This window comes from Micromonospora pallida, from assembly GCF_900090325.1.
Taxonomy (GTDB): Bacteria; Actinomycetota; Actinomycetes; order Mycobacteriales; family Micromonosporaceae; genus Micromonospora; species Micromonospora pallida.
Genome location: NZ_FMHW01000002.1, coordinates 6,994,243 through 7,020,627, shown reverse-complemented (window position 1 = coordinate 7,020,627; position 26,385 = coordinate 6,994,243). Strand labels below are relative to the sequence as shown.

Here is a 26,385-nt window from a genome sequence, read left to right as displayed (position 1 = left end):
ACCCCTGCTACCACCCCGGCCGCACCCGGGGTCGTTCGGTCACTGCTTCACGTGCACGTTCACCATGGACGGGTAACCGAAGATGCTGGAGATGAAGATTCCGCCGACCTTGGATCCGTGCAGGTAGTAGCCGTTCTCCACGAACAGCGGCACGGCCGGGGCCAGTTCCTTCATGATCCGCTCGTCGAGCTTGGCCCACTCCGCGCCCTGCTCGGCGACGGGCATCGCGAGCACCCGGTCGAACTCGGCGTTGATCGCGTCGTTGTTGACGTACGACGTGTTGCTGTTGCTCTCGGCCTTGATGCTGCGGCCGTCGAAGAGCACCGGCAGGATCGCCGCGCCGCTGGGCCAGTCCGCCGCCCACTGGTCGATCCAGATGTCCCAGGGGTTGCCCTTCTTGCCGACCTCGTCGAGCTTGGCGTCGGTCGGGATGGTCTTCACCGTGATCTTGAAGCCGGCCTTCTCCAGGTTGCCCTTGAGCTGGGTGGCCAGTTCGGTGGAGTCGTCGCTGATGCCGAGCACCAGTTCCGGGGTCTTGCCGGCGAGCAGTTCCTTGGCCTTGTCCACGTTGCCGCTCGGCCCGGCCGGGTAGACGTCGTGCTTCTGGTAACCGATCGTCGACGGCGGCAGCAGGCTGGTCACCGCGCGGGCGGAGGCCTCACCGCCGTACGCCTTGATGAAGCCGTCCCGGTCGATGGCGTAGTTGAGGGCCTGCCGGACGGCCAGGTCGGTGACCCGGCTGGTGTTGATGGTCAGTCGCCAGAGGCTCGGGGTCGGCCCCTGCACGCTGCGCGGCTTCAGCGCGGCGTCCCCGGCGACCCGGGCGACCAACGCGGAGGGGACACCGTTCCAGCCCAGCGCGGTCTGGTCGTCGCCGTTGTCGGCGATCACCCGGTTGGCGCCCGCCTCCGGGTCCGGGCCGAAGTTCCAGACGATCCGGTCCGGGTACGCGTGCCGCACCGGGTCGGTGTTCGCGTCCCAGTGCTCGTTGCGCTCCATCACCAGCTCGACACCGGAGGTGTTCTTGGTGATCTTGTACGGGCCCGAGGAGAAGGGCTGGTTGTCCAGGTTGACCCCGGTGTCCTTGTCCGCCTTGAGCGGCGCGGTGTACGGCAGCGAGGCGGCGAACGGCAGGTCGCAGTGCGGCTTGGCGAACTCGAAGCGCAGCGTCTTCGCGTCCGGGGTGGTCAGGCCGGGCGGCAGGGAGGTCTTGTTGGCCTTGAAGTCCCACTTGGTGTCGTACTGCGGGGTGTCGGCGAGCCACTCCTGCAGGTACGTCGGGCCGCCGGTCAGGTCGGGGTCGAAGGAACGGGCGATGCCGTACGCGATCTCCTTCGAGGTGATCGGGCTGCCGTCCTCGAACTTCACCCCGTCCTTGATCGTGAACTCCCACACCTTGCAGTCGGAGTTCACGTCCTTGCCGGGGGTGGTTGCCAGGTCGCCGACCAGGGTGACCTTGCCCGAGCCGTCGTCCTTGAACGTGGTCAGGAAGCGGCTGTAGAGCTGCGCGTTCATCAGCCCGGCGAACGAGTAGACCCGCTGCGGGTCCAGGTGCGAGATCTTGACCTCCCGGATCACCCGGAAGGTCCCGCCCTTCGCCGCGCCCGGCACCTCGGGCGCCGGGCCCATCGACTCCTTCGGGTCGGTGGCGATCGAGCCACTCTGCACCCGGTCCTCGTCGACCGAGGGTCCGGTGCCCTTGTTCTCGCTGCACGCGCCCATGACCGCGAGCAGTGCGAGCGCTCCGCCAGCGGCGGCTGCCCTCTTCAGGCGCATCTCGCGCCCTCCTCCCCTGCCTGTAAGAAAACTACGAGTGGTGTAACAGAACCGGTGGATACTTCTCCACGGGTGGAACGCGGTCGATGCGTTATCGCAACCGCACCCGGGGGTCGATGGCCGCGTAGAGCAGGTCGACGATGACGTTGGCCAGCACGATGAAGACCGCCGAGATCAGCACCGTGGCCATGATGGTGGGCAGGTCCCCGGAGCGGACGGCGTCGACGGCGGTCCGTCCGAGCCCCTGGATACCGAAGGTCGTCTCGGTGATCACCGTGCCACCGAGCGCGCTGCCCACGTCCAGCCCGGCGATGGTCACCACCGGGGTGATCGCCGCGCGCAGCGCGTGCCGCCCGTACACGGTGCGTTTGGGCAGCCCCTTGGCCCGCGCGGTGCGGACGAAGTCCTCCGACAGCGTCTCCAGCATCTGGGCCCGGGACAGCCGGGCGTAGATGGCGGAGAACAGGAACGCCAGTGAGACCCAGGCCAGCACCAACCCGCTCGCCCACTTCAGCGGGTTCTCGAATATCGACGTGTACCCGGGCACCGGGGTTATCCGCAGCGAGTAGGTGAAGATCAGCAGCAGCACCGCGCCGACGAAGTAGAGCTGCAACGACGCCCCGGTCAGCGAGAAGCCGATCGCCGCCTTGTCCAGCCAGGTGCCGCGGCGCAGCGCGGAGACCATGCCCAGCCCCACCCCGACCAGCAGCCAGAGGATCGCCGCCGGGAAGACGATGCTCAGCGTCACCGGCAGCACCCGGACCAGCGTGTCGGTGACCGCCTCGTTGTTCACGTACGACCAGCCGAGGCAGGGGGCGTCGCACCGGCCGCCCTGGGCACTGCCCAGGTCCCGCCCGGTGACGATGCCCTTCATGTAGTTCGCGTACTGCTGCACCAGCGGGTCGTTCAGGCCCAACTCGTCGCGGACCCGTTCGAGCCGCTCGGCGTTGCAGTTCTTCGGGCACATGCCGCTGACCGGGTCCCGGGGCAGCGCGAAGAACATCAGGAAGCTCAGCACGCTCACCGCGAAGAGGGTGATCACGGCACTGAGCAGCCGACGAACCAGAAATCGCGTCATGGAGATTCGGGCCCCCTCACCGGGACGACTTCGGGTCGAGCGCGTCGCGCAGCGAGTCGCCGAACAGGTTGAACGCGAGCACCAGCGCGAAGATCGTGATGCCCGGGAAGAAGACGTAGGCCGGGTCGGTCTGGAGGTACGGGATGCTCTGGAAGATCATCCGGCCGAAGTCGGCGGTGGGTTCGAGGATCCCGATGCCGAGGAACGACAGCGCCGCCTCGCCGGTGATGTACTGCGGCACGGCGAGGGAGAACGCCACCAGGATCGGCGCCCAGAGGTTCGGCAGGAGTTGCCGGAACACCATGTGCCCCAGCCCCGCACCGCTGGCCCGGGCCGCCTCCACGAACTCCCGTTCGCGCAGCGAGATCACCTGGCCCCGGACCAGCCGGGCGGTGCTGGTCCAGCTGAACGCGGCGAAGACGCTGATCAGCACGGCGACCTGGAACCAGGCCGGCACCTCCTCGCGCGGCCCGTAGAAGCGCAGCGCCGCGGTCGGCACCACGGCCAACGCGAAGATCAGGAACGGCAGGGCCAGCGCCACGTCGGTGATCCAGCTGATCACGGTGTCGACCATGCCGCCCAGGTAGCCGGCGAGGATACCGGTGATCACACCGATCGTCGTGGTCACCACGGCGGCGGCGAACGCGATGAAGAGCGAGGTGCGCAGCCCGTACACCATCCGGATGAAGATGTCCCGGCCGAGGCCGGGCTCCAGCCCGAACCAGTGGTCGCCACTGACCCCGCCGACGTAGCCGAGCGGCATGCCGTTGCCGTCCAGCAGTTCCTGGAACTGCTCGTTCGGGCCGACCCCGTACAGCTTCGAGATCAGCGGCGCGGCGAGCGCGACCACCACCAGCACCAGCAGCACGGCGCCGCTGACCACCGCCGTCCGGTCCCGGCGCAGCCGGGCCCAGGCGAGCTGTCCGGGTGACCGGCCGACGACCTCGCGCTTCGCGGCACCGCCGCCGTCGACGGCCGGGTCGATCTCCGCCCGGACCTCACCCTCCACCGGGGACAGGCTCATCGCGACACCTCATTCGGTACGGCCACCGCGTCGCCGCTCGACGCCAGCGGCCCGGTCTCGGGGTGGTGGCAGGCGGTGGCCTGCCGGCCGCCCTCCCTCGGCACGAGGGCGGGAGTCTCCGTCGCGCACCGGTCGGTCGCCTTCCAGCAGCGGGTCCGGAACCGGCAGCCCGACGGCGGATCCAGCGGCGTGGGCACGTCCCCGGCCAGCCGGATCCGCCCACCGACCCCCTGGCCGGTCACGTCCGGCACCGCCGACAGCAGCGCCCGCGTGTACGGGTGCTGCGGACGCTGGTAGAGGTCGTCCCGGTCGCCGATCTCCACGATCGTGCCCAGGTACATCACCGCGACCCGCTGGCTGAAGTGCCGCACCACCGCCAGGTCGTGGGCGATGAACACGAACGCCAGCCCCAGGTCGCGTTGCAGCCCGCGCAGCAGGTTGACCACCTGCGCCTGGATGGAGACGTCCAGGGCCGAGACCGGCTCGTCGGCCACGATCAGCTTGGGCTCCAGGGCCAGCGCGCGGGCGATGCCGATACGCTGCCGCTGGCCGCCGGAGAACTCGTGCGGGTACCGGTTGTAGTGCTCCGGGTTCAACCCGACCAGTTCCAGCAGTTCCCGCACCCGGTTGCGTACGCCACCGGGCGGCTTGATCCCGTTGACCTCCAGCGGCATCGCCACGATCCGCCCCACCGTGTGCCGGGGGTTCAGCGACGCGTACGGGTCCTGGAAGATGATCTGGAGGTCCTGCCGCAGCTTCTGTAGTTCCCGACCACCCGCCCGGGTGATGTTCCGCCCCGCGAAGCTGATCGACCCCGCGGTCGGCTCCATCAGGCGTACGAGCATCCGGCCGGTGGTGGTCTTGCCGCAGCCGGACTCGCCCACCAGGCCCAGGGTCTCCCCCGCGTCGACGGTGAAGTCCACCCCGTCGACCGCCCGCACCACGCCCGACCGGCGCAGTCCCTCCCGGACCGGGAAGTGCTTGGTCAGCCCGGTGACGCTCAGCAGCGGATCCGGGGAGCCGGCCACCGGGGCGCTCACCGCGCCACCCCGACCCGCTCGGCCTCGTCGGCCCAGATCCGCGCCCGCTCGTCCGTGGTCAGGTGGCAGGCCACCCGGTGCCCCGAAGCGCCCACCGGCACCAGTTCCGGCACCTCCGTCCGGGACCGGCCGTCGGTCCGGTCCGCCCAGCGGCAGCGGGGGTGGAAGGCACACCCCGACGGCAGGTCGATCAGGCTCGGCGGGTTGCCGGCGATCGGCCGCAGCTCGGCGTCCGCGTCCCCGCGCAGGGACGGCACGCTGCCGAGCAACCCCCAGGTGTACGGGTGTGCGGGCGACCGCAGCACCTCCGCCACGCTGCCGTGCTCCACCGCCCGGCCCCCGTACATCACCAACACCTCGTCCGCCACCTGACTGACCACCCCGAGATCGTGGGTGATCAACACGATCGCCGAGCCGAACTCCTGCTGGAGGTCGGCCAACAGGTCCAGGATCTGCGCCTGCACCGTCACGTCCAGGGCCGTGGTCGGCTCGTCGGCGATCAGCAGCTGCGGGTCGTTCACCAGCGCCATCGCGATCATGGCCCGCTGCCGCATGCCGCCAGAGAACTCGTGCGGGTACTGCTCGGCCCGCCGTCCCGGCTGCGGGATCCCGACCCGGTCCAGCATCTCCACCGCCCGCGTCCACGCCGCGCGGCGGCGCGCCTCCGGATGGTGGACCCGGTACGCCTCCGCGATCTGACGGCCGACCGGGTAGAACGGGTGCAGCGCCGACAGCGGGTCCTGGAAGATCATCGCCACGTCCCGGCCACGCAGCCGGCGGACCTCCTCCTCGGGCAGCCCCACCACCTGCCGGCCCCCGACCAGGATCTCCCCGGACACCGTGGTCCGGCGCGAGTCGTGCAGGCCCAGGACCGCCAGGGACGTCACGCTCTTGCCCGACCCCGACTCCCCCACGATGCCCAGCGTCCGACCGCGCTCCACCGCGAACGACACGCCGTCCACCGCCCGTACCACGCCGTCCTCGGTGTCGAAGCGCACCCGCAGGTCGGTCACCCGCAGGTACGGTCCGTCCCCGGTACGCTGCCGAGGCGCGTCACGGCGGTCGTCCGGCTGTTTGGCCGGCACCGGCTCAGGTCTGCTCACGACCGACCGCCCCTCTGGTTGACGAAGAGAACTTGCAGCAAATCCCAGAGGGCGAAAATAAGCTACAAGCAGTCGTTCTGTCAGCCGTCGGCCCCGTAACGAGTCGGCATCACCACGTTCACTGCCTGCGCCCGAGGCCGCACCCGGACGCTGCCGGAAAGGGCCGCAGGTCGCACCGAGGGTGCGACGATGGGGCGGGCCGCCACGCGAGACTTCCCGCGCCCCGAGGTGGAGGTGACGACCATGACCGCAGCGCTGTTCGATCACGACGGACCGTGGACGGAGGAGGAGTACCTCGCCCTCGGAGAGACGCAGCAACGCGTCGAACTCTTCGACGGGAGCCTCCACGTGACCCCAGCCCCCACGCCCCGCCACCAGCGCATCGCCCGCAGGCTCGGCAACGTCCTCGAACCGGCCGCCGAGGCGGTCGGGCTGGAGTTGTTGGAGGCGGTGAACGTACGGCTCAGGCAGGATCGCATCCCGATCCCCGATCTCGTGATCACCAGCCCCATCGACCTCGACGAGGTGAACGTCGACGCGGCCGACGTCCAACTGATCTGCGAGATCGTCTCGCCGGGCAACGCGGCGACCGACCGGGTGCTCAAGATGCACTACTACGCCGAGGCCCGCATCCCCTGGTATCTCCTGGTCGAGCAGGACACCGGCAGCCTGCACCTCTACCGCGAGAAGAACGGACACTACGTCGAGGAGTCGACGGCCCGCCGAGGCGACGTGCTGGAGCTGACGGAGCCGGTGCACGTCACCATTCGGCCGGAGCGGTTGCTCGACTGACAATGTCGGTGGGCTCGCCTAGGGTTCGGTCCATGACCGAGTTCGACGCGGCGACCGCCGCCGTGCAGGCCGCGCTCGACGCCGGCGCCCGGTACGCCGACGTCCGGGTGATGCACCGCCGCTACGAGTCGATGGCGGCCCGCAACGGCGAGATCGAGGAGCTGACCCGGGACTCCGACCTCGGGCTGGGGGTACGCGCCCTGGTCGGGTCGAGTTGGGGCTTCTACGCCGTACCCGATCTGTCGGACGCCGCGGCCCGCGACGCCGGCCAGCGCGCCGCGCGGATCGCCGCCGCGAGCGCGCGGGTCCCCGGCCCGCCGATCGAGCTGATGACGTCCACCCCCACCACCGCCTCCTGGGCCTCCCCCTGCGCGGTCGACCCGCTCGGCGTACCGCTGAGCGACAAGGGCGACCTGCTGGTCCGGGCGACCACGACGATGACCGAGCACGGCGCCGACCTGGCCGAGGGGCTCTACCAGATCTGGGACACCACCAAGTGGTTCGTCTCCAGCGAGGGCCATCGGATCGACCAGCACATCCGGGAGTGCGGCGCGGGCATCTCGGCCACCTCGATCGGCGACGGCGAGACCCAGCGCCGGTCCTGGCCGAGCTACCGGGGCCAGTACGGCACCACCGGCTGGGAGCTGGTCGACTCGCTCGACCTCACCGACAACGCGGCCCGGATCGCCGAGGAGTCCCGGGCCCTGCTCACCGCGCCGCTCTGCCCGGCCGGCGAGACCGACCTGATCCTCGGCGGCGAGCAGCTCGCGTTGCAGATCCACGAGTCGGTCGGGCACGCGATCGAACTGGACCGGATCCTCGGCTGGGAGGCCGCCCTGGCCGGCACCTCCTGGCTGGACCTCGCCCAGCTCGGCTCGCTGCGGTACGGCTCGGAGCTGATGAACGTCACCATCGACCCGACCATCCCGGGCGCGCTCGGCAGCTTCGGCTTCGATGACGAGGGCTCCCCGGCGGTCGCCCGGGACGCGGTCCGCGAGGGACGCTGGGTCGGCGTGCTCGCCGGCCGGGACTCGGCGGCCGTCGCCGGCCTGGACTACGGCGGCAGCGTCCGCGCCGACGGCTGGGCCCGGCTGCCGATGGTGCGGATGACCAACGTCGGCCTCGAGCCGGGGCCGCACACCCTGGAGGAGATCATCGCCGCCACCGACGACGGGGTGCTGATGGACATCAACCGCTCCTGGTCGATCGACGACAAGCGGCTCAACTTCCAGTTCGGCTGCGAGATCGGCTGGGAGATCAAGAACGGTCGGCGCGGCCGGATGCTGCGCAACCCGACGTACACCGGGATCGGGCCGCTCTTCTGGCGCTCGATGGACATGCTCTCCGCCGAGATCGTGCCCTGGGGGACGCCGAACTGCGGCAAGGGCCAGCCGGTCCAGGTCGGACACACCGGCCACCCGGCCGCCCCGGCCCGCTTCCGCAACGTCCGGGTAGGAGTTACCGCATGAGCGAGCTGGAGATCGCCGGGCGGGTGGTGGAGCTGGTCCGGCAGCTCGCTGGGCCAGCCGCCCAGGCCGAGGTGACGGTGACCCGTACGGAGCTCGCGCTGACCCGGTTCGCCAACTCCTTCATCCACCAGAACGTCGCCGACTCGAGCGTCGCGGTGCGGCTGCGGATGCACGTGGACGGCCGGACGGCCACCGGCGGTGGCAGCCTGACCGATCCGGCGGCCCTGCGGGAACTGGTCGAGGGCACGATGGTCGCCGCCCGGCTCTGTCCACCCGACCCGGGCTGGCCGGGGCTGGCCGTCGCCGCCCCGGTGCCGACCGGTCCGGTCTACGACGAGGCCACCGCGTACGCGGACCCGGACGAGCGGGCCGACCGGGTCCGCGCCTTCGTGGACGCGGCCGGTGGGCTGGAGACGGCCGGCTACTGCCGGACCGCGCACCGGGTCGCCGCGTTCGCCAACAGCGCCGGGCACAGCGCCGAGGGCCGGACGGCGGAGGCCGCGATGGACGGCGTCGCCCGGGCCGGCGGGGCGGACGGGGTGGCCCGGCTCGCCGTCGACCGGCTGGCCGACCTGGACGGCGCGGTCCTGGGTGGCCGGGCGGCGGCGAAGGCCCGCGCGGCTGTCGACCCGGTCGAGTTGCCGCCGGGCCGTTACGAGGTGGTCTTCGAGCCGGCCGCCATGGCCGATGTCCTGATGAACCTGGCCTGGTACGGGTTCAACGGCAAGATGCACGCCGAACGCAAGTCCTTCGCCGAGCTGGGCGCGGCGCAGTTCGACCCGGCGGTGACGCTGGTCGACGACCCGCTCGCCGGTTCCGGCCTGCCGTTCGACACCGAGGGCACGGCCCGGGGGCGCTGCCACTGGTCACCGGGGGCACGACCCGGGCGGTGGCGCTCGACCGGCGCGCCGCGGTGGCGGTCGGCGGCGCGTCGACCGGGCACAGCGGGCCGGGTTCGACGACGTTCGGCCCGTTCCCGCTCAACGTCCGGCTGGTCCCCGGCTCGGGGCCGGCCCCGACCGGCGGCGCGGCGGCCGGGCCGCTGCTCGACCTGGACACCGCCGCGCTGGTCGCCGGAGTACGCCGTGGACTGCTGGTGAGCGACCTCTTCTACACCCGGGTGCTCGACCCGAAGGCGCTCACGGTGACCGGGCTGACCCGCAACGGGGTCTGGCTGATCGAGGACGGTGTGCCCACCCGGGCGGTCCGGGACTTCCGCTTCACCCAGGCGTACCCGAGGGCCCTGGCTCCCGGCGCGGTGCTCGGCCTGGGCTGCACGGCGGTCCGGCAGCCGGACATGGCGGAGGGCGTCTGGTGGAGCACGCCACCCGTCCGGCTGGCGGAGTGGAACTTCACGGGTGGCGCGTCGGGCTGAGCTGGCAGGCTGTCCGAGCGGGTTCGGTACGTACCGGGCGTGAGGTTCTTAACATCCGCCGTCGATCGGTGCGCCACAGCTTTCAAACCGGTCGCGTACGAGCGACACTCCCTGCGCGAACGGCTCGCACCGAGCGGCGTAACGTGTGTCACTTAGCTGCGTCGGTACGCCCCGGCGTGGTTGTGGGTGTGCGCAGGGGACGTGGCTGCGGGGGCGGTGCGCCGGCCCGCGTGCCCGGCCGGAACCGATCCGTGCCCGCGAGGGCCCCGTCAGGGAGACAACTGGAATGACTTCAACGGCAACGAGGCCGCGGGGTGCGCGAGCGCGCGCCGCCATCGCGGCGAAGACGTTGCGTACCGACCGCTGGTGGTTGGCGCCGCTGATCACGGTCGTCGGCCTCACCGCGTGGGTCACGTACTCGACGGTCCGGGTCTTCATGCACAAGTGGTACTGGGTCGAGGACTACCACTACCTGACCCCGTACTACTCGCCGTGTGTGACCGACCGGTGCATCGAGGAGGCGTCGCACTTCGGGCAGTTCCTGCCCGGCTGGTGGATCATCCCGGACGCCGCGATGACCCTGCCGTTCCTGCTGCTGTTCCGGTTGACCTGCTACTACTACCGCAAGGCGTACTACCGGTCGTACTGGCTGTCGCCGCCGGCCTGCGCGGTGCCGGACGGTCACAAGACCTACTCCGGCGAGACCCGCTTCCCGCTGCTCGGGCAGAACCTGCACCGGTACGCCTTCTACGCCGCCGCGATCATCTCCCTGATCAACACCTGGGACGCGATCCTCGCCTTCCACTCGCCGAAGGGCTTCGGCTTCGGGCTCGGCAACGTGATCCTGCTGGTCAACGTGATCATGCTGTGGGCGTACACGCTCTCCTGCCACTCCTGCCGGCACATCATGGGCGGCCGGTTGAAGCACTTCTCCAAGCACCCGTTCCGCTACCGCGCCTGGACGGGCATCTCGTGGCTGAACGTCCGCCACATGCAGCTCGCCTGGATCACCCTCGGCACCCTGGCGCTGACCGACTTCTACATCATGGCGCTGGCCGCCGGCTGGTTCAACGACCTGCGGTTCATCAACTAAAGGGCCCGGACACAGATGACTACGCGAATCGAACGACACCACTACGACGTCGTCGTGATCGGGGCCGGCGGCGCCGGCCTGCGGGCGGCGATCGAGGCCCGGCTGGCCGGCAAGAAGACCGCGATCATCTCGAAGTCGCTCTTCGGCAAGGCACACACGGTCATGGCCGAGGGCGGCGCCGCCGCCGCCATGGGCAACGTGAACAGCCGGGACAACTGGCAGGTGCACTTCCGCGACACCATGCGCGGCGGCAAGTTCCTGAACAACTTCCGGATGGCCGAGCTGCACGCCAAGGAGTCGCCGCAGCGGATCTGGGAGCTGGAGACCTACGGTGCGCTCTTCGACCGCACCAAGGACGGCAAGATCTCGCAGCGGAACTTCGGCGGGCACGAGTACCCCCGGCTGGCGCACGTCGGTGACCGGACCGGCCTGGAGCTGATCCGCACCCTCCAGCAGAAGATCGTCTCCCTTCAGCAGGACGACAAGAAGGAGTTCGGCAGCTACGACGCGCGGATCAAGGTCTTCGCGGAGACCACGATCACCGAGCTGCTGCTGGACGGCGACCGGGTCGCCGGGGCCTTCGGCTACTACCGGGAGTCCGGCGAGTTCGTCCTCTTCGAGGCCCCGGCCGTGGTGCTCGCCACCGGCGGCGTCGGGCGGTCCTACAAGGTCACCTCGAACTCCTGGGAGTACACCGGGGACGGGCACGCGCTGGCGCTGCGCACCGGGGCGACGCTGATCAACATGGAGTTCCTCCAGTTCCACCCGACCGGCATGGTCTGGCCGCCCTCGGTGAAGGGCATCCTGGTCACCGAGTCGGTCCGGGGTGACGGTGGCGTCCTGAAGAACTCCGAGGGCAAGCGGTTCATGTTCGACTACGTGCCGGACGTGTTCCGCAAGCAGTACGCGGACAACGAGGCCGAGGCGGACCGCTGGTACAAGGACCCGGACAACAACCGGCGTCCCCCGGAGCTGCTCCCCCGCGACGAGGTGGCCCGGGCGATCAACAGCGAGGTCAAGGCCGGTCGGGGCACCCCGGCCGGCGGCGTCTACCTGGACATCGCCTCCCGGCTGCCGGCCGACGAGATCCGTCGTCGCCTCCCGTCGATGTACCACCAGTTCAAGGAGCTGGCCGACGTCGACATCACCAAGGAGCCGATGGAGGTCGGGCCGACCTGTCACTACGTGATGGGTGGCGTCGAGGTCGATCCGGACAGCGGGGCCGCGTACGGCAGCGTGCAGGGGCTCTTCGCCGCGGGTGAGGTCTCCGGCGGCATGCACGGCTCGAACCGGCTGGGCGGCAACTCCCTGTCCGACCTGCTGGTCTTCGGCAAGCGGGCCGGTGGGCACGCGGCCACCTACGCCGAGCAGCTCACCTCCCGGCCGAAGGTGTCGGTGGCGACGGTGGAGGCGGCGGTGGAGACCGCCCTCGCCCCGCTCCAGCGGGACACCGGCGAGAACCCGTACACGTTGCAGCAGGACCTCCAGGCGGTGATGGGCGACCTGGTCGGCATCATCCGGCGCGAGGGCGAGCTGGCCGACGCGCTGGTCCGCCTGGCCGAGCTGCGCGAGCGGGTGGCGAAGGTCAGCGCGGCCGGCGGCCGGCGCTACAACCCGGGCTGGCACCTGGCCCTGGACCTGCGCAACATGCTGGTCGTCTCGGAGTGCACCGCGAAGGCCGCCCTGGAGCGGCAGGAGTCGCGCGGCGGGCACACCCGGGAGGACTTCCCGAAGATGGACCCGACGTGGCGCCGGGTGAACCTGGTCTGCTCGCTGGACGGCGACGCCGTCCGCCTGGAGCACAAGCCGCTGCCGAAGATGCGGGCCGAGCTGATCAGCCTCTTCGACCGGGCGGAGCTGGCCAAGTACCTGACCGACGAGGAGCTGGCCGACTTCGACGCCCTCGTCGCCGACGCGCACGCCGAGGAGGCGAAGTAAGTGGGCACGAAGCGCCAATTCCGGATCTGGCGGGGCGACGAGAACGGCGGCGACCTGCAGGACTACACCGTCGAGGTGAACGAGGGCGAGGTCGTCCTCGACATCATCCACCGCCTCCAGGCCACCGACGCGCCGGACCTGGCCTGCCGGTGGAACTGCAAGGCCGGCAAGTGCGGGTCCTGCTCCATGGAGATCAACGGCATGCCGCGGCTGGGCTGCATGACCCGGATGTCGACCTTCGACGAGAACGCGACCGTCACGGTGACCCCGCTGCGGACCTTCCCGATCATCCGGGACCTGGTCACCGACGTCTCGTTCAACTACGAGAAGGCGCTGGAGACCCCGGCCTTCGACCCTCCGGAGGACCTGGCCCCGGGCGAGTACCGGATGCAGCAGGTCGACGTGGAGCGGTCGCAGGAGTTCCGGAAGTGCATCGAGTGCTTCCTGTGCCAGAACACCTGCCACGTGATCCGGGACCACGAGGAGAACAAGCACGCCTTCGCCGGGCCGCGCTACTTCATCCGGGCGGCCGAGCTGGACATGCACCCGCTCGACAGCAGGACCGACCGCAAGGAGTACGCGCAGGCGGAGCAGGGCCTCGGCTTCTGCAACATCACCAAGTGCTGCACCGAGGTCTGCCCCGAGCACATCAAGATCACCGACAACGGGATCATCCCGATGAAGGAACGGGTGGTCGACCGCAAGTATGATCCCCTCGTGTGGCTTGGTAGCAAGATTCTTCGTCGGGGTCAGAACGAGCCGGTGGGAGCCCCGCAGATCGGGGTGCACCACGGCCTGCACTCGCACGCGGGCGGCTCGCACGACCCGGGTGCCGAGGCGCAGGCGCAGCGCGGTGTCAACTGGAACCGCGAGGTGCCGCACCCGACCGCACCGGCCGTGGACACGCGGGGTCGCCTGCCGCTGAGCGAGCTCACCTTCGACCGGGCCGCCGCGCCGTCGCCGTTCGGTGACGACGTGACCTTCCCGATCCCGGCCGAGCACCTGAACTACGCGCACCCGAAGCAGGACGAGAAGAAGCACTGAGCGACACCAGAAACGACAACGGGGGTCGTGCGGCGCGTGCCGCACGGCCCCCCGCCGTTCTGGGGCGAAACGGTTAGGTCAGTCGCCCGGGCCTGGGGACCGGGGGGCACCGAGGAGGGGACGGAGAGCGGCGACGATGGGCACGTCCGCGGGAAGCCACTCGACCGTGTCGAGTTCGTCGGCCGAGAGCCAGCGCAGCGCGGCGTGCTCCAGCGCCTGCGGCTGGTCGCCGCCGACGAGCCGGGCCGCGTACACCCTGAGCACCGAACGGCCGTGCGCCATCCGTACGTCCCGGCCGACCCGGTCACCGATCTCGACGCGTACGGCGAGCTCCTCGGCGCACTCGCGGACCAGCGCGGCGGTCTCGCTCTCCCCCGGCTCGACCTTCCCGCCGGGGAACTCCCACCGGCCGGCGACCTCCGGCGGGGCGGACCGGGCACAGGCCAGCACCCGGCCGCCAGCGACGATGGCCGCGCCGACGACCACCCTGACGTCCCGACGTTCGGCCTGCCCGTCACCACTAACCCGTTCGGTTCGCACGGCTGACCAGCGTGCCAGATCAATCGGCGGTTTGGGTAGCGTCACCGACCCGCTAGGCCAGTAAGAGAGGGAAGTGTGGGCGTGGACACACCCCCCACGCGACGACAGACTAGGGAGCACCAACAGGGCAACAGAATGGCGGCGATTTGGCCACGAGCCGACAACGACGCCTGGGAGGTGCGGTAATGCGCGCGCTGTTCCGCAGCCGAACCAAGCGCGACTACCTGAGCGACGCACTCGCCCTGCTCTCCGGATGGACCCGCGAGGGGGAGCAGATCCGGCGCACCCTCGTGATCGACGAATCCCAGCACGCGGCGCTGACCGAACGGGTCAAGGTCGTCGCGGACGCGCTGCGCCTGCGCCCCGAGATCAGCCGCTCGGCCGACCGTACCCTGATCCGGGTCGGGCACGGCGACGACGAACCGCTCGGCGAGGGCGAGGTCCTGCTGGCCGCGCGGATCGAGGACGCGTACCGCGCGGTCACCGCCTCCTGAGCTCCCCCGGCGCAGCCCTCCCTCCGAATTCATCCACCATGGACAGCGGCCATACTCGTCCGATGCGCGTGCTGGACGTCGTCGTACCCCTGCTGCTCGTGGCGGGCGCCGCCTCCACCCTGCTGGCGGCCGGACGGGAGCGGGTCCCCATCGCCCACGACACGTCCCGCCCGTACTTCTGGCTGCTGGTCGTGATCTGGCTGATGCTGGCCGGGGACGCTGCCCTCGGCGAGAACCGACCCCCGTTCGAGCGCGCCTGGAAGGGGACGGTCGCCGTCCTGCTGGCCGTGAGCTCCGGCGTCAACCTGTGGCGGCGTCGACGTCTCGCCCGGACGACTCCACCCCCGCCGGCCGACGACTGACCGTCAGGGGCGCTGGCACGCCCCGCCTACCGTGGGAATCATGGCGAACGCGACGTACGACCGGAAAGAGCAGTACAACCAGATTGCCAGCGGCCTGCTCCAGGGTGAGCAGATCATCGCCGTCTACGACGCCATCGGCACCGGCACCGGCTTCATCGGCCTCACCGACCGGCGCGTGATCATCCAGGACCGCTCCTTCGTCGGCAAGAAGTACGCGATCACCAGCATCCCGTACTCGAAGGTCACCAGCGTCAGCGTGGTCAGCAACAAGTCCTGGGGTGGTCAGTTCTTCTCCACCGGGGCGATCGCCGTGCACGTCGGCACGCACACGTACGAGGTCGAGTTCCGGGGCTCGGACAAGGCCCACCACGTGCACAACGTGATCCTGCACTACATCAGCTGAGCTAAATGGCTTGCCGGGGTGGCGCCGGTGCCGGTTGGCTGGCGGGACGTGGAGCGAAGGGAGCTCGCTGGTGTCGATCTTCGACGATCCCGGACTGTTCGGCCGGCTCTGCGCCGACGACTACGACGGCCCCGGCAACCCGGAGCCGGCCCCGGCCGTCGACTTCCTCGCCGACCTGGCCGACGGTGGCCCGGTCCTCGAACTCGCCATCGGCACCGGCCGGGTCGCCCTGCCGCTCGCCGGACGGGGAATCCCCGTCGAGGGCGTCGAGGCGTCACCGGAGATGGTGGCGAAGCTACGCGCCAAGCCCGGGGGCGACGGCATCCCGGTCGCCATCGGGGACATGGCGGACGTGCCGGTCACCGGCCCGTACCGGCTGGCGTACCTGGTGTTCAACACGCTGTTCAACCTGGTGCGTGCCGAGCGGCAGGCGGACTGCTTCCGTAACGTGGCCCGGACTCTCGCGCCGGGTGGCGCGTTCGTCATCGAGACGTTCGTGCCGGACCCGGCCGGCTTCGATCGGGACGAACAGGTCCAGATGCGGGAGGTGACCGAGGACTCGGCCACCATCCGGCTGCACCAGTACGACCGGGCTGCCCAGACGTTCGTCCGGCAGACCATCCGGTTCGACAGTACGGGCGTCCACCTGCATCCGTTCGCGATGCGCTACCTGTGGCCGCAGCAGATCGACGAACTCGCGGCGCAGGCCGGCCTCCGGCTCGCCGAGCGGTACGCCGACTGGCACCGTACGCCCTTCGCCCCGGACAGCCGTTCGCACATCTCCGTCTACCGCAAGCCGTAGTCACGAGCGGCAGCACCATGGCGGCACCACGACGGCGCTCCGGCCGCCGTAGTGCCGCCACCCACATGAAGATCACCTGTCGCCCGGCCCTGGGATACTCGACCGCATGCGGGGACGGTGGGGCAGGGTGGCCGGGATCTGGCGTACGACGGTCGGGGCGGTCCCCCGCTGGCTCCGTCTCGCGGTCGGCGTCGCCGTCGCCGGCGTGGTGCTCCTGACGGCCGGCACGGTGACCAGCGCGAACTGGATCCGGCGAGGTGCCGAGGGGCGCATCTTCACCGCCGAGACCGTGCCCGAGGCACCGGTGGCCCTGGTGCTGGGCACCCGGGTCCAGCCGGACGGAACGCCGGCACCGTTCCTCGCCGCCCGCCTGGAGGTCGCCCGCCAACTGTTCAGCACCGGCAGGGTCGGCGCGATCCTGGTCTCCGGCGACAACATGAACCCGGAGTACGACGAGCCCGGCGCGATGCACCGCTGGCTGGTCGAGCGCGGCGTACCGGCCGACAAGGTGGTACGGGACCACGCCGGCTTCGACACCTACGACTCGTGCGCCCGGGCCAAGCGGATCTTCGGGGTGGACCGGGCGACCGTCGTGACGCAGTCCTTCCACCTTGAGCGCGCGGTGACCGTCTGCCGGCAACTCGGCGTCGACGCGAACGGCGTCGGGGACGAGACGGCCCGCGCGTACCGCACGACGTGGCGGGTCAGCTCCGTCCGCGAGTACGGGGCCGGTGTGAAGGCCGCACTGGACGTCCTGTCCGGCCGTGACCCGGTCCACCTCGGCCGCCGCGAGACCGGCGTCGAAGAGGCGCTGCACGCCGGCTGACGGCGCTCGCCGGGCCGGCGCCCCCTTGGCCGTTCCCGACTCAGCCGCGCTGAGGCTATCGGGGCAGTCGACGGGTGCAGGGACCGTCGTGGTCGGCCCGGAGCAGGCACCGCCCGCCGGGCAGCCGGGTGTCGCAGAAGACCCGATGGTGGACGCCCTGCTCGTCCTCGTACGACACGGTGGCCTCCTCGGGGTCGGCGTACGGCAGGATGCTCGCCCACCGGGCCACGACCCGGGCGAGACGGACCGCGCCGGCCAGGTCCCGCGCCTGCACGGGCAGGTGGATCACGAAACGCTCGGACATCAGCGGTACGCCCGCTCGTTGACCCGGGGCGCGTACTCGGACTGCCAGCGGCGCAGCGCATCCTTGACCCGGCCGGTCTCCTCCCGGCTCTGGTCCAGGCTGTCGTAGAGAGCGGTCAGGTCGTCGGCGACCCGGCCGAGGAACTCCTGCACGTCGGCCGGATCCAGCCCGCGCCGGAGCGGGCCGACACTGCGGAACCGCCGTCGCCGGACCTGCCAGGGGCGCAGCGGATCGTACGCCCGGGACCGGTAGACGGCCCCCGGCTCGGCCGGGCGCGCCGCGCCCAGGTCGCCACCGCCACGTCGGTGACTGCCGCCGGTCGGCCGCTGGTTGTCACCGGCCCGCCGGGAGAAGAACCCCATGCCCGCTCCGCCTCTCTGTCGCTCTCCGTCACCGGGACCTGGAAGGGGTGGCCCACCCGCCCGCCGCGCACGGGCGGACCACCCCGCCCTGCCGCCGCAGCTCCAATCAGCAGTACGACACCAGGGCCGACCAGCAGTTCGACGGGCTGATTGTGAGCTGCGATCAGCCGTTCTCGCCCGAACACGAGCCGTGATTGCGAGACTACAAACATCCGGACATCCGCACAACCCCTGTGGGACAGGGGCATGTTTGTGGTCCAGACAGGGGCGCGTTCCGACGTGCCCATAAGGCGATGAGGCTTCAGGGGTATGAGGATCGATCCCCGCTCGCACACGCCGATCTACATCCAGCTCGCAGACCTGCTGCGCGAGAAGATCGAATCCGGGGAGTTCGCTCCGGGCGCTACGCTCCCGAGCGAGCTGCAACTCAGCCAGGAGCACGAGATCGGCAGGGAAAGCGTCCGCATGGCCGTGGCGCTCCTGCGGTCCGAGGGCCTGCTCAGGACGAGCCGGGGTCGCGGCACCTGGGTGCGGGAAGCACCACAGCGCGAACACGTCGAGCTGACGCCCGGCAGCTCGGCAGTCGCTCGTATGCCGTCGAACCGCGAGCGGCGCGAGATGGATCTGGACGAGGGCGTACCCGTAATCGAGATCCGGGGTCCTGAGGGTGACGTGCGGGTCCTACCCGGCGACCAGACCGAGCTGATCCGTCCGTAGTCCACCGGAACTCAGGGATCAGTCACCACCGCCGCCGTGGCCGTCGCCCGAATCACCCCCGTCGTCCACGAAGTCGTCGTCCTCCGGAATCCCATCGGTCTCGTCCCTACGCCTGTCCCGGGCCGGTCGCGGCGGACGGTCTTCTGACCCGGTCGCTGGGTGCCGCGCCGCGTTCGACCAGCGCCGGATGTCGCGTCCTGCCCGCAGCGACGTCAGGACGACCAGGCCAGCGAGGCCGCTGAAGCCGGACGTGTATGCCGCTGTCCACAGCCCCGGATTGCGTCGCTCCGGGTCGGACGACCGGACCCAGTCGCGCGGATCGGCGAGGACCCGCACCTCGTCACCGACCCGCACATCCCGCTCATCGGTCAGCGTCAGCAACCCCAGGTCCCCGCCGGTGGTCACCTCGCTCACCCGGATCCTCTGGCTGGAACCCGGCTCGGCCGTGCCACCGAGATCCTCCGTGACAACCGCGACCACAACCTCGCCGTAGCGGTCCTGGTACAGGGTCGGCAGACCGTAGATCACGGGGATCACGATGGCGAGCAGACAGACCGACAGCGGAAAGAGCCACTTCCCTCCGGCGTCGGCCTCGTCCTCGCGCCACATCCACACTCCCATCGAGGTGGCGACAGCCGGAAGAAAGAGGAGCACACTGACAACCTGCGCCCAGATCCGCTGGTGGCTGAAGAGCATCCCGGCCAGGCCGCTCAGAACCACACACGTCACCACGGTCGCGATCAGCAGCAGGATCTGCCGCAGCGTCAGCCAGATTGGTCGGGCAACCCTCGTCACCGCCTCATCGTAGGAACCGTGGCAATCGGCGACTCATGCCGTCGGCGATCGATGCAGTCCGGTCAGCAGTTCGGTGCGCGCCAGAACTGGGTGGACTTGTTGCCGACGTGGACGTGGTCGTTGTGGTCGGGGTAGCCCGGCCCGAGGATCTCCTTGAAGCCGCAGTAGCGGGCCATCCGCCACATCTCGCAGAGGCTCGGCCCGCTCGACGTGCTGAGGTCGGCGGCCTTGCCGTACGTGTGCAGGCTGCCGGACGCTCCCCCGACGCTGCTGTTGCAGGAGAGGCTGCGGAACCCCGACGAGATGACGATCGGGCGGTCGCCGAGCTTGTGCCGCAGGGCCTCCAGTTGCCACATGGCCAGCAGGAGGTTCTCCCGCACAGTGGTGGCACCGACCGCACCACCGGAGAAGCCGGCCTGACCGCATCCGCCGTCGAATTCCGAGTACGCGAAGTGGCGCGGTGTGCAGTCGTCGTCCTGGATGGAGTAGATCAGGTTGAAGGTCGCCGGCCCGGCGGTCTCCGACGTGTCCGCCAGGTCGTAACCGGCCTTGAAGCGCTTGACGGCGGCCCCGGTTTTCGGGCCGAAGACGCCGTCGATGACAAGGGTCTCGCCGTAGGCGACCCAACCGGCGATACGGATCTGAAGCTGTCTAACGTCGTTTCCGGTGGCCCCCCGGCTGAGGGTACGGGTCCAGGTGAAGCATCTCGTGGTCATGCCAACTCCCGTGGTGCGGCGACAGATCTCTCCCGTCGGCCCGCGAATCCACGAAAGCTCGCCACACGCGAATGTCTCTCATTCCCGGGGCTGCGTTTCCGGGACGAGAGTGGAAGCGGCCTCACTTTTCGGGTTCCGTGCCGACGCGATTCCACGGTGGCGCGGTCATCCGGATCCCACCAATACCGATCACACTATCGGCAGTTGGCGTCATTTTGACGAACTGGTGACGAGCGGTGTGTGATCCTTACCGCCGGTTGCGCCGCGTACGGAATGGCGACGGCTGTCGGTCAGTCCCCGGCGACCCGGCCTGCGCGTCGGTGCACCGACTGCGGGCCAGCAGAAGGGCCTGGCGGCTGCGTTCGTTGGTCCGGGGCTCACGCAGCAGGCGGGCCCGGACCGGCAGGTCGGCCTGCTCCAGCAGCTCGGCGACCCGGTCCGGTTCCAGCCGACGGAAGTCCAGCGCGATGTCCTTACCGAAGGCACTGCTCAAGTGCAGGATGTCCGTGCCCACCTGGAAGGCGACCAGCAGGTGACCAGCGGGGGCCAGCACCCGGCGGAACTCGGCGAAGACCGTCGGCAGCATGTCCGGTGGGATGTGGATGATCGAGTAGTTCGCCACCAGGCCGCCCAGGACACCGTCCGCCAGCGGCAGCGCCAGCATCGACCCGAGCTGGAAGCTCAGCTCCGGGTACGTTCGCCGGGCCACCGCCACCATCCCCGCCGACAGGTCGACACCGAAGGCGTCCAACCCCAGCGTGCGCAGGTGCGCGGTCAACTGCCCGGGGCCGCAGCCCACGTCGGCGACCGGCCCGCCACCGGCGGCCCGGACCATCTCGGCGAAGGCCGCAAACATGCCCCGGTCCAACGGCATGTCGGCCAGTTCCGGCCTGAAGTGTTCGGCGTAGTCGGCGGCGATGGCGTCGTAGCCGGCCCGGGTGGCAGCCAGGAAGTCGGTCACGATGCCAGCTTCCCACTGGTACGACGGCCACCCGGTGGCGCGGTCAGTCCCACCAGAACGACCAGGAGTGCACGCCGAGGATCTGCTCGGCGTAGGCGGTCAGCGTCCCGCTGCCCTGCCAGATGTTGTCCGGGCAGCAGGCGAAGTGCTCGGCGGCGACCCACAGCGCATGCTCGGGTGAGGTGGGTGGGGCGGCGACGCTGAGGTGGAGGGTGTCGAACCCGAGGCCGACCACCCGCGCGCCGAAGCGTTCCTCCCAGCTCCGCACGACCGCCGCGATCTTCCCAGAGTCGTTGGTGAAGTTTGTCGGGCCGGTCCAGCCGGTCACCACCAGCGCGTCCGCGCCTCGGGCCGCCGGCACCAGTCCGAGCCGCGCCTTCCCGTCCGCCAGGAAGTCCACGTACTCGTCGGCGAACTCCTCGGCCGGGCCGGCCGGCTCGCCGGACTCGGCCGGGCCGGGCCAGTCAACACCGAACGGCGCGGTGGCCTCGGCGGCCTCCGGATCGTCGTCGTCGGACTGCCCACGGTCCCACCAGCCGGCCAGCAGTTCCGCCGGGTCGTGGCGGTCCGGCGACGACATCCGCGCTGGCCGCACCTCACCGTCCACCCATGGTCGGTTCTCCTCGAGGGACAACCCGCTCAGCACCAGCGGCCACAGCCCACTCTCGGGGTGCTGGGACCGCAGCCGCGCCCAGAGCGCCGGCTCGACCGGAGCGTCACTCAACCAGTACGGCGGCGGCCCGCCGTCCTCCGGCGTGACGAGGCGACCCGGCGGCAGCATCCCCGCCGGCAGGGCGTCCACCAGCCGAGGCAGGTCAGTGATCATGGCGGGACGGTAGACGACCCGTACGACAGGGTGTGCGGATCGGATCTCGGAGCGGACAGGCAGCGGGGCCACAATGACGAAGCGCTTCCGGGCCGACGTCTCGTCGACCCGGAAGCGCTTCGAGTGGAGCTACGCCACGAAGCGGGTCCGGCGTCGGCGCGCGACCAGGTAGCCGACACTGCCGAGGACCAGGAGCACGCCGCCCACAACCGCCACGGTCGCGGTCCCCGCACCGGTTACGGGCAGCCCGCCGCCCTCGCCGCCGGTACCCGGGCTGGCGGAGGGAGCGGCGGTCGGCTCGCCGGTGGGCATGGCGCTCGGCGTGGCCGACGGAGTCGGCGTCGCGGTCGGCTCGCCGGTGGGCGGCGGGACGAGCCCGACGCCGACGAAGCCGATCGGACCCCCGATTCCCCCGAGCTCGCCGGACGGGGTGGTCAACGGCAACGGATCAACGGTGCCCTGGACCGCCTTGGTGCCCTGCCCGGCCCACTGGTCGGCCAGCGCCTGGATGCCGCCCCGTGCGTCGGCGTACTCCTTGCTGAACCACTGGTGGACGATGGTCGTGATGTTCTCGGCCACGGCGTCCGGCTTGGTGGAGACCCCCGCCCCCGTCACGGCCAGGCTGGCACCCGGCGCCAGTTCGGCGTCGAACTCACACCAGGCCGTCTCCTGGTTGCTGTCCACGGCGTACCAGCAGTTCTCGTACTTGGTGGTGATGTCGAGGTCGTTGAGGACACGCACCTGGACGACGAGGCCGTCGACCGGCGCGTCCCCGAGGTTCGTCACGCCGAGCACGGCGGGCACGTCCTCGCCCTGGCCGACCAGGTACTTACGGTTCTTTCCCGTCTGCGGGTCTTTCTCCGAACCGGCGGCGAGCTTCGCCGCGTCAGATTCGTTCGGCGCTGGAGCGGCCGCAACGGGTGTCGCGGCGAGCCCGGCCGCGAGGACAGTGGCAGCTACGGCAGAGCCGGCGTACCAGCGGATCGTCATGAAAACCCCCCGTGGATCTCCGTCGATAACCGCGACACCATACAGCCCCCGACCTGCGCCACTTCGCCCGCAAAATCCGGCAAAGTGAATCAAGTGCAGCAAGATCAATGTAGCGTGACTGACCTCACAGGACAGCTACTCGGTTCGATGGGACATATCCGGCACCACGTAATCACCCCGAGTGCGGACACTGGCAGAGTCAGGGCGTGGACTCAGGAGGTCTGGTCGCTCTCGTCATTCGGCTGAGCCGTGCAGCCTTACTCAAGCTCAGCCAGAGCAGCTCGAATACGTACGCCGAGTTTCTCAAGTTCCGGTGGCGTGTACCGCAGGATGCCGTTCTCGGCCATGAGCGCGTGATACTGCTGCCGCTCATAGGGCACCCCAGGTGGTAGCGGTGCGACGTGCCAGTGCACATGTGCGTTGCCCTGACGGCTGCCCAACGAAAGCAGATAGGTGCGCTCGGGCCGGGCCACCTTCGCGACAGCTCACCCACGACGTCCTCGACATGCCTGCGCGGAGCGACAAGCGCGTAGCCGGGCAGGGTGGGATAACGGTTGAGGAAAGCCACGTGCCGGCCATCGTCATACAACAGCACGTGCTCGTAACCTGGTTCACCTGCCAGAAAGGCGCAGATGAAACACCGCCCAGCGCGTGCCCGCCGCTCGTAGCTGACGCGATCCATCGACACGCGATCCGGATTCCCCATCCGAGGACCATAGCCCCAGAGCCATACCGGGCTGAGCTGCAAACACGGGCCCCACGAGGAGTTCGAGGCAGGTCCGGAACCATAACCTCGTGGATGAAACTCAGCTATGGCACCAGCACCACCTAGCGTCCTGGCTCCGGCTCGCCGCCACCCTGCGGACCGAGGGCTGGGAGACGCAGGTGACGTGTACGGCAGCTCCAGTGCAGGTGGACGGGGCTCTGCCCAACGGGGAGCGGTTCTACTTCCGCGCCCGACACAGTGACGTGTCATTGGGCATCGGTGGCGACGACCCGGCAGACATCCCCGAGTGGGAAGCCAGCGAGCCACATCAAGAAGCCAGCTACCTGCCCGCCGTCGACGGCGAGGCCATCATCAGACGGCTTGCCCGCCGCTACCTCGAGGAACACCGACACTGACTGGACGAGCACTCTCAGCTTGAGAATCAAAAGCGCCCCGGGGCCTGGTCCCGGTCACCGGGCCGCGTCTGTCATCCTTCGCCGATGGTCATGGTGTCGATTCACCCCAGCGGCGACGGTGATCCCGCCGTCGTGATGGTGATGCTTCAAGCACCATCGTGGGAGTTCCATTTCTGGGCCCACCTCAGCGAACTCGCTCGCCTGCGGTCCATCCGCCAAGCTGACTGGTCCGCCCGACGCGCGTTGCGGATCGGCGACGCCGCCGGCATACCGGTGCACTGGGCCATCAACGATGACACCGTCACCGCCCTGATCGGCCACGACGACGAGACCTGGCACATCGCTTTCCTCATGCCTGTCGAGACGATCGACCGTCTGGCCGCCGAGGCCGCAGAACTCTTGCCGGAGCCGGACCCGCCGACCCCATACCCTGGCCAACTCGGAATCTTCTGAACGCGGCTCCGGCTCCGGTCAAAAGAGCAGCACAGGTCTGTGCTCACCTCCGCCACAACCCGGCTCCGGCTCCGGCTCCGCTCAGAGGTTGAACCGGAACTCGACCACGTCACCACGCTTGGGAACAAGCCCGCGCGCCTCACCCACTGGAGCACTACCCATCGGCTTTACAGACCAGTAAGTTAATGTGCATGAACTACTCAGCGGGCGGAGAGCGCATCCTCGAGGTCGCGGCTCGACTGTTCTACGCGGAGGGCATCGGCGCGATCGGGGTCGACCGCGTGGTCGAGGAGTCCGGGGTGTCGAAGCCGACGCTGTACGCGCAGTTCGGGTCGAAGGCCGGCCTGATCGCTGCAGTGCTCGACCGCCGCCGCGAGGACCGAGAGCGCACGATCAGGGAACACCTCGATCAGCTTCCCGAAGACTCAGGGAGTCGCGTGCTCGCACTGTTCGACTGGTTTGCGATCGGGCACGCGAAGCCCGGATTCCGCGGCTGCCCGTTCACAAACGCGGCCGCGGAGCTGCCCGACCCGGAGCACCCGGCGCGCGCGGTGATCGCCGCGTACAAGATCTGGATGCGCGAGACGCTCGCCGATCTGGCCGCCTCCGACGGCCTGCCCGATCCCCAGTGGTGGGGATCGACGCTGATGCTCCTGATCGACGGCGCGAACGCCCGCGTCATCACCACCGGCGACACGACAGCCATCGTGGACGCCCGTAAGAGCGCGGAGGCGATGGTCGCCGCGGCCCCTGCACTGCCCCTGAACCGCGAGGAGGCCCCGTGAAGGAAACGTTGAGACTCGGACTGGCACACACGATGCGCTACACCGTGCCCGAGAACCGGACCGTGCCGCATCTGCTGCCCGAATCGCCCGACTTCGCGGCCAGGCCGGAGGTCCTGGCGACCGGTTACCTGGTCGGGATCATCGAGTGGGCCTGCATCGAGGCGCTCCACGGGCATCTGGACGAGGGCGAGCTGACGCTGGGCACCCACGTCAAGCTCTCCCACCTGGCTCCCACCGTTCCTGGCTCGACGGTGACCGTCGAGGTGCGGCTCGTCGAGGTCGACGGGCGCTCTCTCTTCTTCGAGGTCGATGCCAGCGACGAGCACGCCGTGATCGACCGCGACCGCTTCGAAGCCCGCCTCGCCCGCCAGAACGAAGCAGCCCGCCAGTGACGCAGCCCGTCTTCGACTCGCACCTGCACATCATCGACCCCGCCCACCCCCTGGTGGCGAACAACGGGTTCATGCCCGAGCCGTTCACCGTCGCCGACTACCAGGCACGCATCGACGGACTCGGCATCGCCGGCGGCGCGGTCGTCTCCGGATCGTTCCAGGCCTTCGACCAGGGCTACCTCGTCGACGCTCTCCGATCCCTCGGCCCAGGCTACGTCGGCGTCACCCAGATCCCCGCCGACACCGGCGACCAGGAGATCCGCGCACTGCACGAGGCAGGGGTGCGCGCCGTGCGCTTCAACGTGGCCCGCGGCGGATCGGCGGACCTTGAGGACATGGACCGGCTCGCTCGCCGCGTGCGCGACCTCGCCGGGTGGCACGCCGAGCTCTACATCGACGCGCGCACTATCGACGACGACCTCATGGGCCGCATCGTCGGGCTTCCCGCCGTCAGCATCGATCACCTCGGGATGCACCGAGACGGCCTGCCGAACCTGCTCCGCCTCGTCGAGCAGGGCGTGAAGGTCAAGGCAACCGGGTTCGGACGCGTCGACCTCGACCCCGCAGCCGTGATCGAGGCGATCATGGACGTCGACCCGACCGCGCTCATGGTCGGCACGGATCTGCCCTCCACCCGCGCCCGCCGCCCGTTCCAGGACGAGGACTTCGAGTACATCGCGCAGGTGCTCGATCCGTCGCACGTCGCCGACGTGTTCTGGAACAACGCGGCCGCGTTCTACTTGGGATCGTGACAGCGGTCGAGCGAGGGAACAGCGTGTGAGCTGCAAGGCTCCGCATCATCC

Annotated in this window: 29 protein-coding genes and 1 pseudogene; 17 read left to right on the top strand and 13 right to left on the bottom strand. The window is 69.9% G+C overall.

Going from position 1 to position 26,385, the window contains the following annotated elements; all coding sequences use genetic code 11:
• Positions 1–39: 39 nt before the first annotated feature.
• The 5 genes from GA0074692_RS30145 to GA0074692_RS30125 form a co-directional block, all read right to left on the bottom strand.
• A complete protein-coding gene (locus GA0074692_RS30145; RefSeq protein ID WP_091650721.1) occupies positions 40–1,776 on the bottom strand; it encodes an ABC transporter substrate-binding protein in 1,737 nt (578 codons plus the stop codon).
• A gap of 91 nt (positions 1,777–1,867) precedes the next feature.
• Positions 1,868–2,854, bottom strand: a complete 987-nt coding sequence (locus tag GA0074692_RS30140) for an ABC transporter permease (RefSeq protein ID WP_091650718.1) — start codon at positions 2,852–2,854, stop codon at positions 1,868–1,870.
• A 16-nt stretch (positions 2,855–2,870) separates the two neighbouring features.
• The gene (locus tag GA0074692_RS30135) at positions 2,871–3,878 is read right to left on the bottom strand and encodes an ABC transporter permease (protein WP_091650714.1); all 1,008 of its coding nucleotides are present in this window, start codon (positions 3,876–3,878) and stop codon (positions 2,871–2,873) included.
• Complete coding sequence (locus GA0074692_RS30130) at positions 3,875–4,918, bottom strand: ABC transporter ATP-binding protein (protein ID WP_245730518.1); 1,044 nt, start codon at positions 4,916–4,918, stop codon at positions 3,875–3,877. Before GA0074692_RS30130 ends, GA0074692_RS30135 begins: the two co-directional genes overlap by 4 nt.
• Positions 4,915–6,021 (bottom strand): ABC transporter ATP-binding protein, encoded by a 1,107-nt coding sequence (locus GA0074692_RS30125; protein ID WP_091650711.1) that lies wholly within the window; start codon positions 6,019–6,021, stop codon positions 4,915–4,917. Before GA0074692_RS30125 ends, GA0074692_RS30130 begins: the two co-directional genes overlap by 4 nt.
• 243 nt (positions 6,022–6,264) lie before the next feature.
• Between GA0074692_RS30125 and GA0074692_RS30120 the strand changes: the two genes are divergently transcribed.
• The 6 genes and pseudogenes from GA0074692_RS30120 (at position 6,265) to GA0074692_RS30095 (ending at position 13,732) form a co-directional block, all read left to right on the top strand.
• Positions 6,265–6,813: a Uma2 family endonuclease gene (locus GA0074692_RS30120; protein ID WP_091654311.1), complete on the top strand. Its 549-nt coding sequence runs from the start codon at positions 6,265–6,267 to the stop codon at positions 6,811–6,813.
• 32 nt (positions 6,814–6,845) lie between these two features.
• Positions 6,846–8,282, top strand: a complete 1,437-nt coding sequence (locus tag GA0074692_RS30115; protein WP_091650706.1) for a TldD/PmbA family protein — start codon at positions 6,846–6,848, stop codon at positions 8,280–8,282.
• Positions 8,279–9,657 (top strand): annotated as a pseudogene (locus GA0074692_RS30110) (TldD/PmbA family protein). Before GA0074692_RS30115 ends, GA0074692_RS30110 begins: the two are co-directional and overlap by 4 nt.
• Before the next feature lie 286 nt (positions 9,658–9,943).
• Positions 9,944–10,750, top strand: coding sequence for a hypothetical protein (locus tag GA0074692_RS30105; protein WP_091650702.1), 807 nt, complete (start codon positions 9,944–9,946; stop codon positions 10,748–10,750).
• Positions 10,751–10,765: 15 nt separating this feature from the next.
• The gene (locus tag GA0074692_RS30100) at positions 10,766–12,688 is read left to right on the top strand and encodes a fumarate reductase/succinate dehydrogenase flavoprotein subunit (protein WP_091650699.1); all 1,923 of its coding nucleotides are present in this window, start codon (positions 10,766–10,768) and stop codon (positions 12,686–12,688) included.
• Positions 12,689–13,732, top strand: coding sequence for a succinate dehydrogenase/fumarate reductase iron-sulfur subunit (locus GA0074692_RS30095; RefSeq protein WP_091650696.1), 1,044 nt, complete (start codon positions 12,689–12,691; stop codon positions 13,730–13,732).
• A 78-nt stretch (positions 13,733–13,810) separates the two neighbouring features.
• On the opposite strand, the gene GA0074692_RS30090 is transcribed toward GA0074692_RS30095, so the two are convergent.
• Positions 13,811–14,272 (bottom strand): (deoxy)nucleoside triphosphate pyrophosphohydrolase, encoded by a 462-nt coding sequence (locus GA0074692_RS30090; protein ID WP_091650691.1) that lies wholly within the window; start codon positions 14,270–14,272, stop codon positions 13,811–13,813.
• 185 nt (positions 14,273–14,457) lie between these two features.
• On the opposite strand from GA0074692_RS30090, the gene GA0074692_RS30085 reads away from it, so the two are divergent.
• The 5 genes from GA0074692_RS30085 (at position 14,458) to GA0074692_RS30065 (ending at position 17,159) form a co-directional block, all read left to right on the top strand.
• Positions 14,458–14,766: a 4a-hydroxytetrahydrobiopterin dehydratase gene (locus tag GA0074692_RS30085; RefSeq protein WP_091650688.1), complete on the top strand. Its 309-nt coding sequence runs from the start codon at positions 14,458–14,460 to the stop codon at positions 14,764–14,766.
• A 62-nt stretch (positions 14,767–14,828) separates the two neighbouring features.
• A complete protein-coding gene (locus GA0074692_RS30080; protein WP_091650685.1) occupies positions 14,829–15,128 on the top strand; it encodes a hypothetical protein in 300 nt (99 codons plus the stop codon).
• 40 nt (positions 15,129–15,168) lie between these two features.
• Positions 15,169–15,531, top strand: coding sequence for a PH domain-containing protein (locus GA0074692_RS30075; protein ID WP_091650679.1), 363 nt, complete (start codon positions 15,169–15,171; stop codon positions 15,529–15,531).
• A 70-nt stretch (positions 15,532–15,601) separates the two neighbouring features.
• Positions 15,602–16,333, top strand: coding sequence for a class I SAM-dependent methyltransferase (locus GA0074692_RS30070; protein ID WP_091650674.1), 732 nt, complete (start codon positions 15,602–15,604; stop codon positions 16,331–16,333).
• A gap of 106 nt (positions 16,334–16,439) precedes the next feature.
• Positions 16,440–17,159 (top strand): SanA/YdcF family protein, encoded by a 720-nt coding sequence (locus GA0074692_RS30065; RefSeq protein ID WP_091650671.1) that lies wholly within the window; start codon positions 16,440–16,442, stop codon positions 17,157–17,159.
• Positions 17,160–17,214: 55 nt separating this feature from the next.
• Here the strand turns inward: GA0074692_RS30065 and GA0074692_RS30060 are convergent, their stop codons facing one another.
• Together GA0074692_RS30060 and GA0074692_RS36285 are read right to left on the bottom strand one after the other, a co-directional pair.
• Positions 17,215–17,463: a hypothetical protein gene (locus tag GA0074692_RS30060; protein WP_091650666.1), complete on the bottom strand. Its 249-nt coding sequence runs from the start codon at positions 17,461–17,463 to the stop codon at positions 17,215–17,217.
• Complete coding sequence (locus tag GA0074692_RS36285) at positions 17,463–17,825, bottom strand: DivIVA domain-containing protein (protein WP_245730517.1); 363 nt, start codon at positions 17,823–17,825, stop codon at positions 17,463–17,465. Before GA0074692_RS36285 ends, GA0074692_RS30060 begins: the two co-directional genes overlap by 1 nt.
• 309 nt (positions 17,826–18,134) lie before the next feature.
• Here GA0074692_RS36285 and GA0074692_RS30050 point away from each other — a divergent pair, with 309 nt between their 5' ends.
• Positions 18,135–18,542, top strand: coding sequence for a GntR family transcriptional regulator (locus tag GA0074692_RS30050; RefSeq protein ID WP_091650659.1), 408 nt, complete (start codon positions 18,135–18,137; stop codon positions 18,540–18,542).
• Between the two features lie 18 nt (positions 18,543–18,560).
• Here GA0074692_RS30050 and GA0074692_RS30045 read toward each other — a convergent pair whose 3' ends face one another.
• The 5 genes from GA0074692_RS30045 to GA0074692_RS34345 form a co-directional block, all read right to left on the bottom strand.
• Positions 18,561–19,337, bottom strand: a complete 777-nt coding sequence (locus GA0074692_RS30045) for a hypothetical protein (RefSeq protein ID WP_091650656.1) — start codon at positions 19,335–19,337, stop codon at positions 18,561–18,563.
• A gap of 62 nt (positions 19,338–19,399) precedes the next feature.
• Positions 19,400–20,053: a D-Ala-D-Ala carboxypeptidase family metallohydrolase gene (locus GA0074692_RS30040; RefSeq protein WP_091650653.1), complete on the bottom strand. Its 654-nt coding sequence runs from the start codon at positions 20,051–20,053 to the stop codon at positions 19,400–19,402.
• A gap of 247 nt (positions 20,054–20,300) precedes the next feature.
• Complete coding sequence (locus GA0074692_RS30035; RefSeq protein ID WP_176738627.1) at positions 20,301–21,014, bottom strand: class I SAM-dependent methyltransferase; 714 nt, start codon at positions 21,012–21,014, stop codon at positions 20,301–20,303.
• Positions 21,015–21,057: 43 nt separating this feature from the next.
• Positions 21,058–21,840, bottom strand: a complete 783-nt coding sequence (locus GA0074692_RS30030; protein WP_091654306.1) for a DUF4253 domain-containing protein — start codon at positions 21,838–21,840, stop codon at positions 21,058–21,060.
• Positions 21,841–21,969: 129 nt separating this feature from the next.
• Complete coding sequence (locus tag GA0074692_RS34345) at positions 21,970–22,830, bottom strand: PT domain-containing protein (protein ID WP_141725443.1); 861 nt, start codon at positions 22,828–22,830, stop codon at positions 21,970–21,972.
• A 795-nt stretch (positions 22,831–23,625) separates the two neighbouring features.
• On the opposite strand from GA0074692_RS34345, the gene GA0074692_RS30015 reads away from it, so the two are divergent.
• The 5 genes from GA0074692_RS30015 to GA0074692_RS29995 all read left to right on the top strand — a co-directional run bounded on the left by GA0074692_RS30015 (position 23,626) and on the right by GA0074692_RS29995 (position 26,334).
• Entirely contained in the window at positions 23,626–23,952 is a 327-nt protein-coding gene (locus GA0074692_RS30015; RefSeq protein WP_176738626.1) for a hypothetical protein, read from the top strand.
• 84 nt (positions 23,953–24,036) lie between these two features.
• Positions 24,037–24,405, top strand: coding sequence for a hypothetical protein (locus tag GA0074692_RS30010; RefSeq protein ID WP_091650650.1), 369 nt, complete (start codon positions 24,037–24,039; stop codon positions 24,403–24,405).
• Positions 24,406–24,596: 191 nt separating this feature from the next.
• A complete protein-coding gene (locus GA0074692_RS30005; RefSeq protein WP_091654303.1) occupies positions 24,597–25,190 on the top strand; it encodes a TetR/AcrR family transcriptional regulator in 594 nt (197 codons plus the stop codon).
• A 32-nt stretch (positions 25,191–25,222) separates the two neighbouring features.
• Positions 25,223–25,582 (top strand): thioesterase family protein, encoded by a 360-nt coding sequence (locus tag GA0074692_RS30000; RefSeq protein ID WP_218106725.1) that lies wholly within the window; start codon positions 25,223–25,225, stop codon positions 25,580–25,582.
• The gene (locus tag GA0074692_RS29995) at positions 25,579–26,334 is read left to right on the top strand and encodes an amidohydrolase family protein (RefSeq protein ID WP_091650641.1); all 756 of its coding nucleotides are present in this window, start codon (positions 25,579–25,581) and stop codon (positions 26,332–26,334) included. Before GA0074692_RS30000 ends, GA0074692_RS29995 begins: the two co-directional genes overlap by 4 nt.
• Positions 26,335–26,385 lie beyond the last annotated feature (51 nt).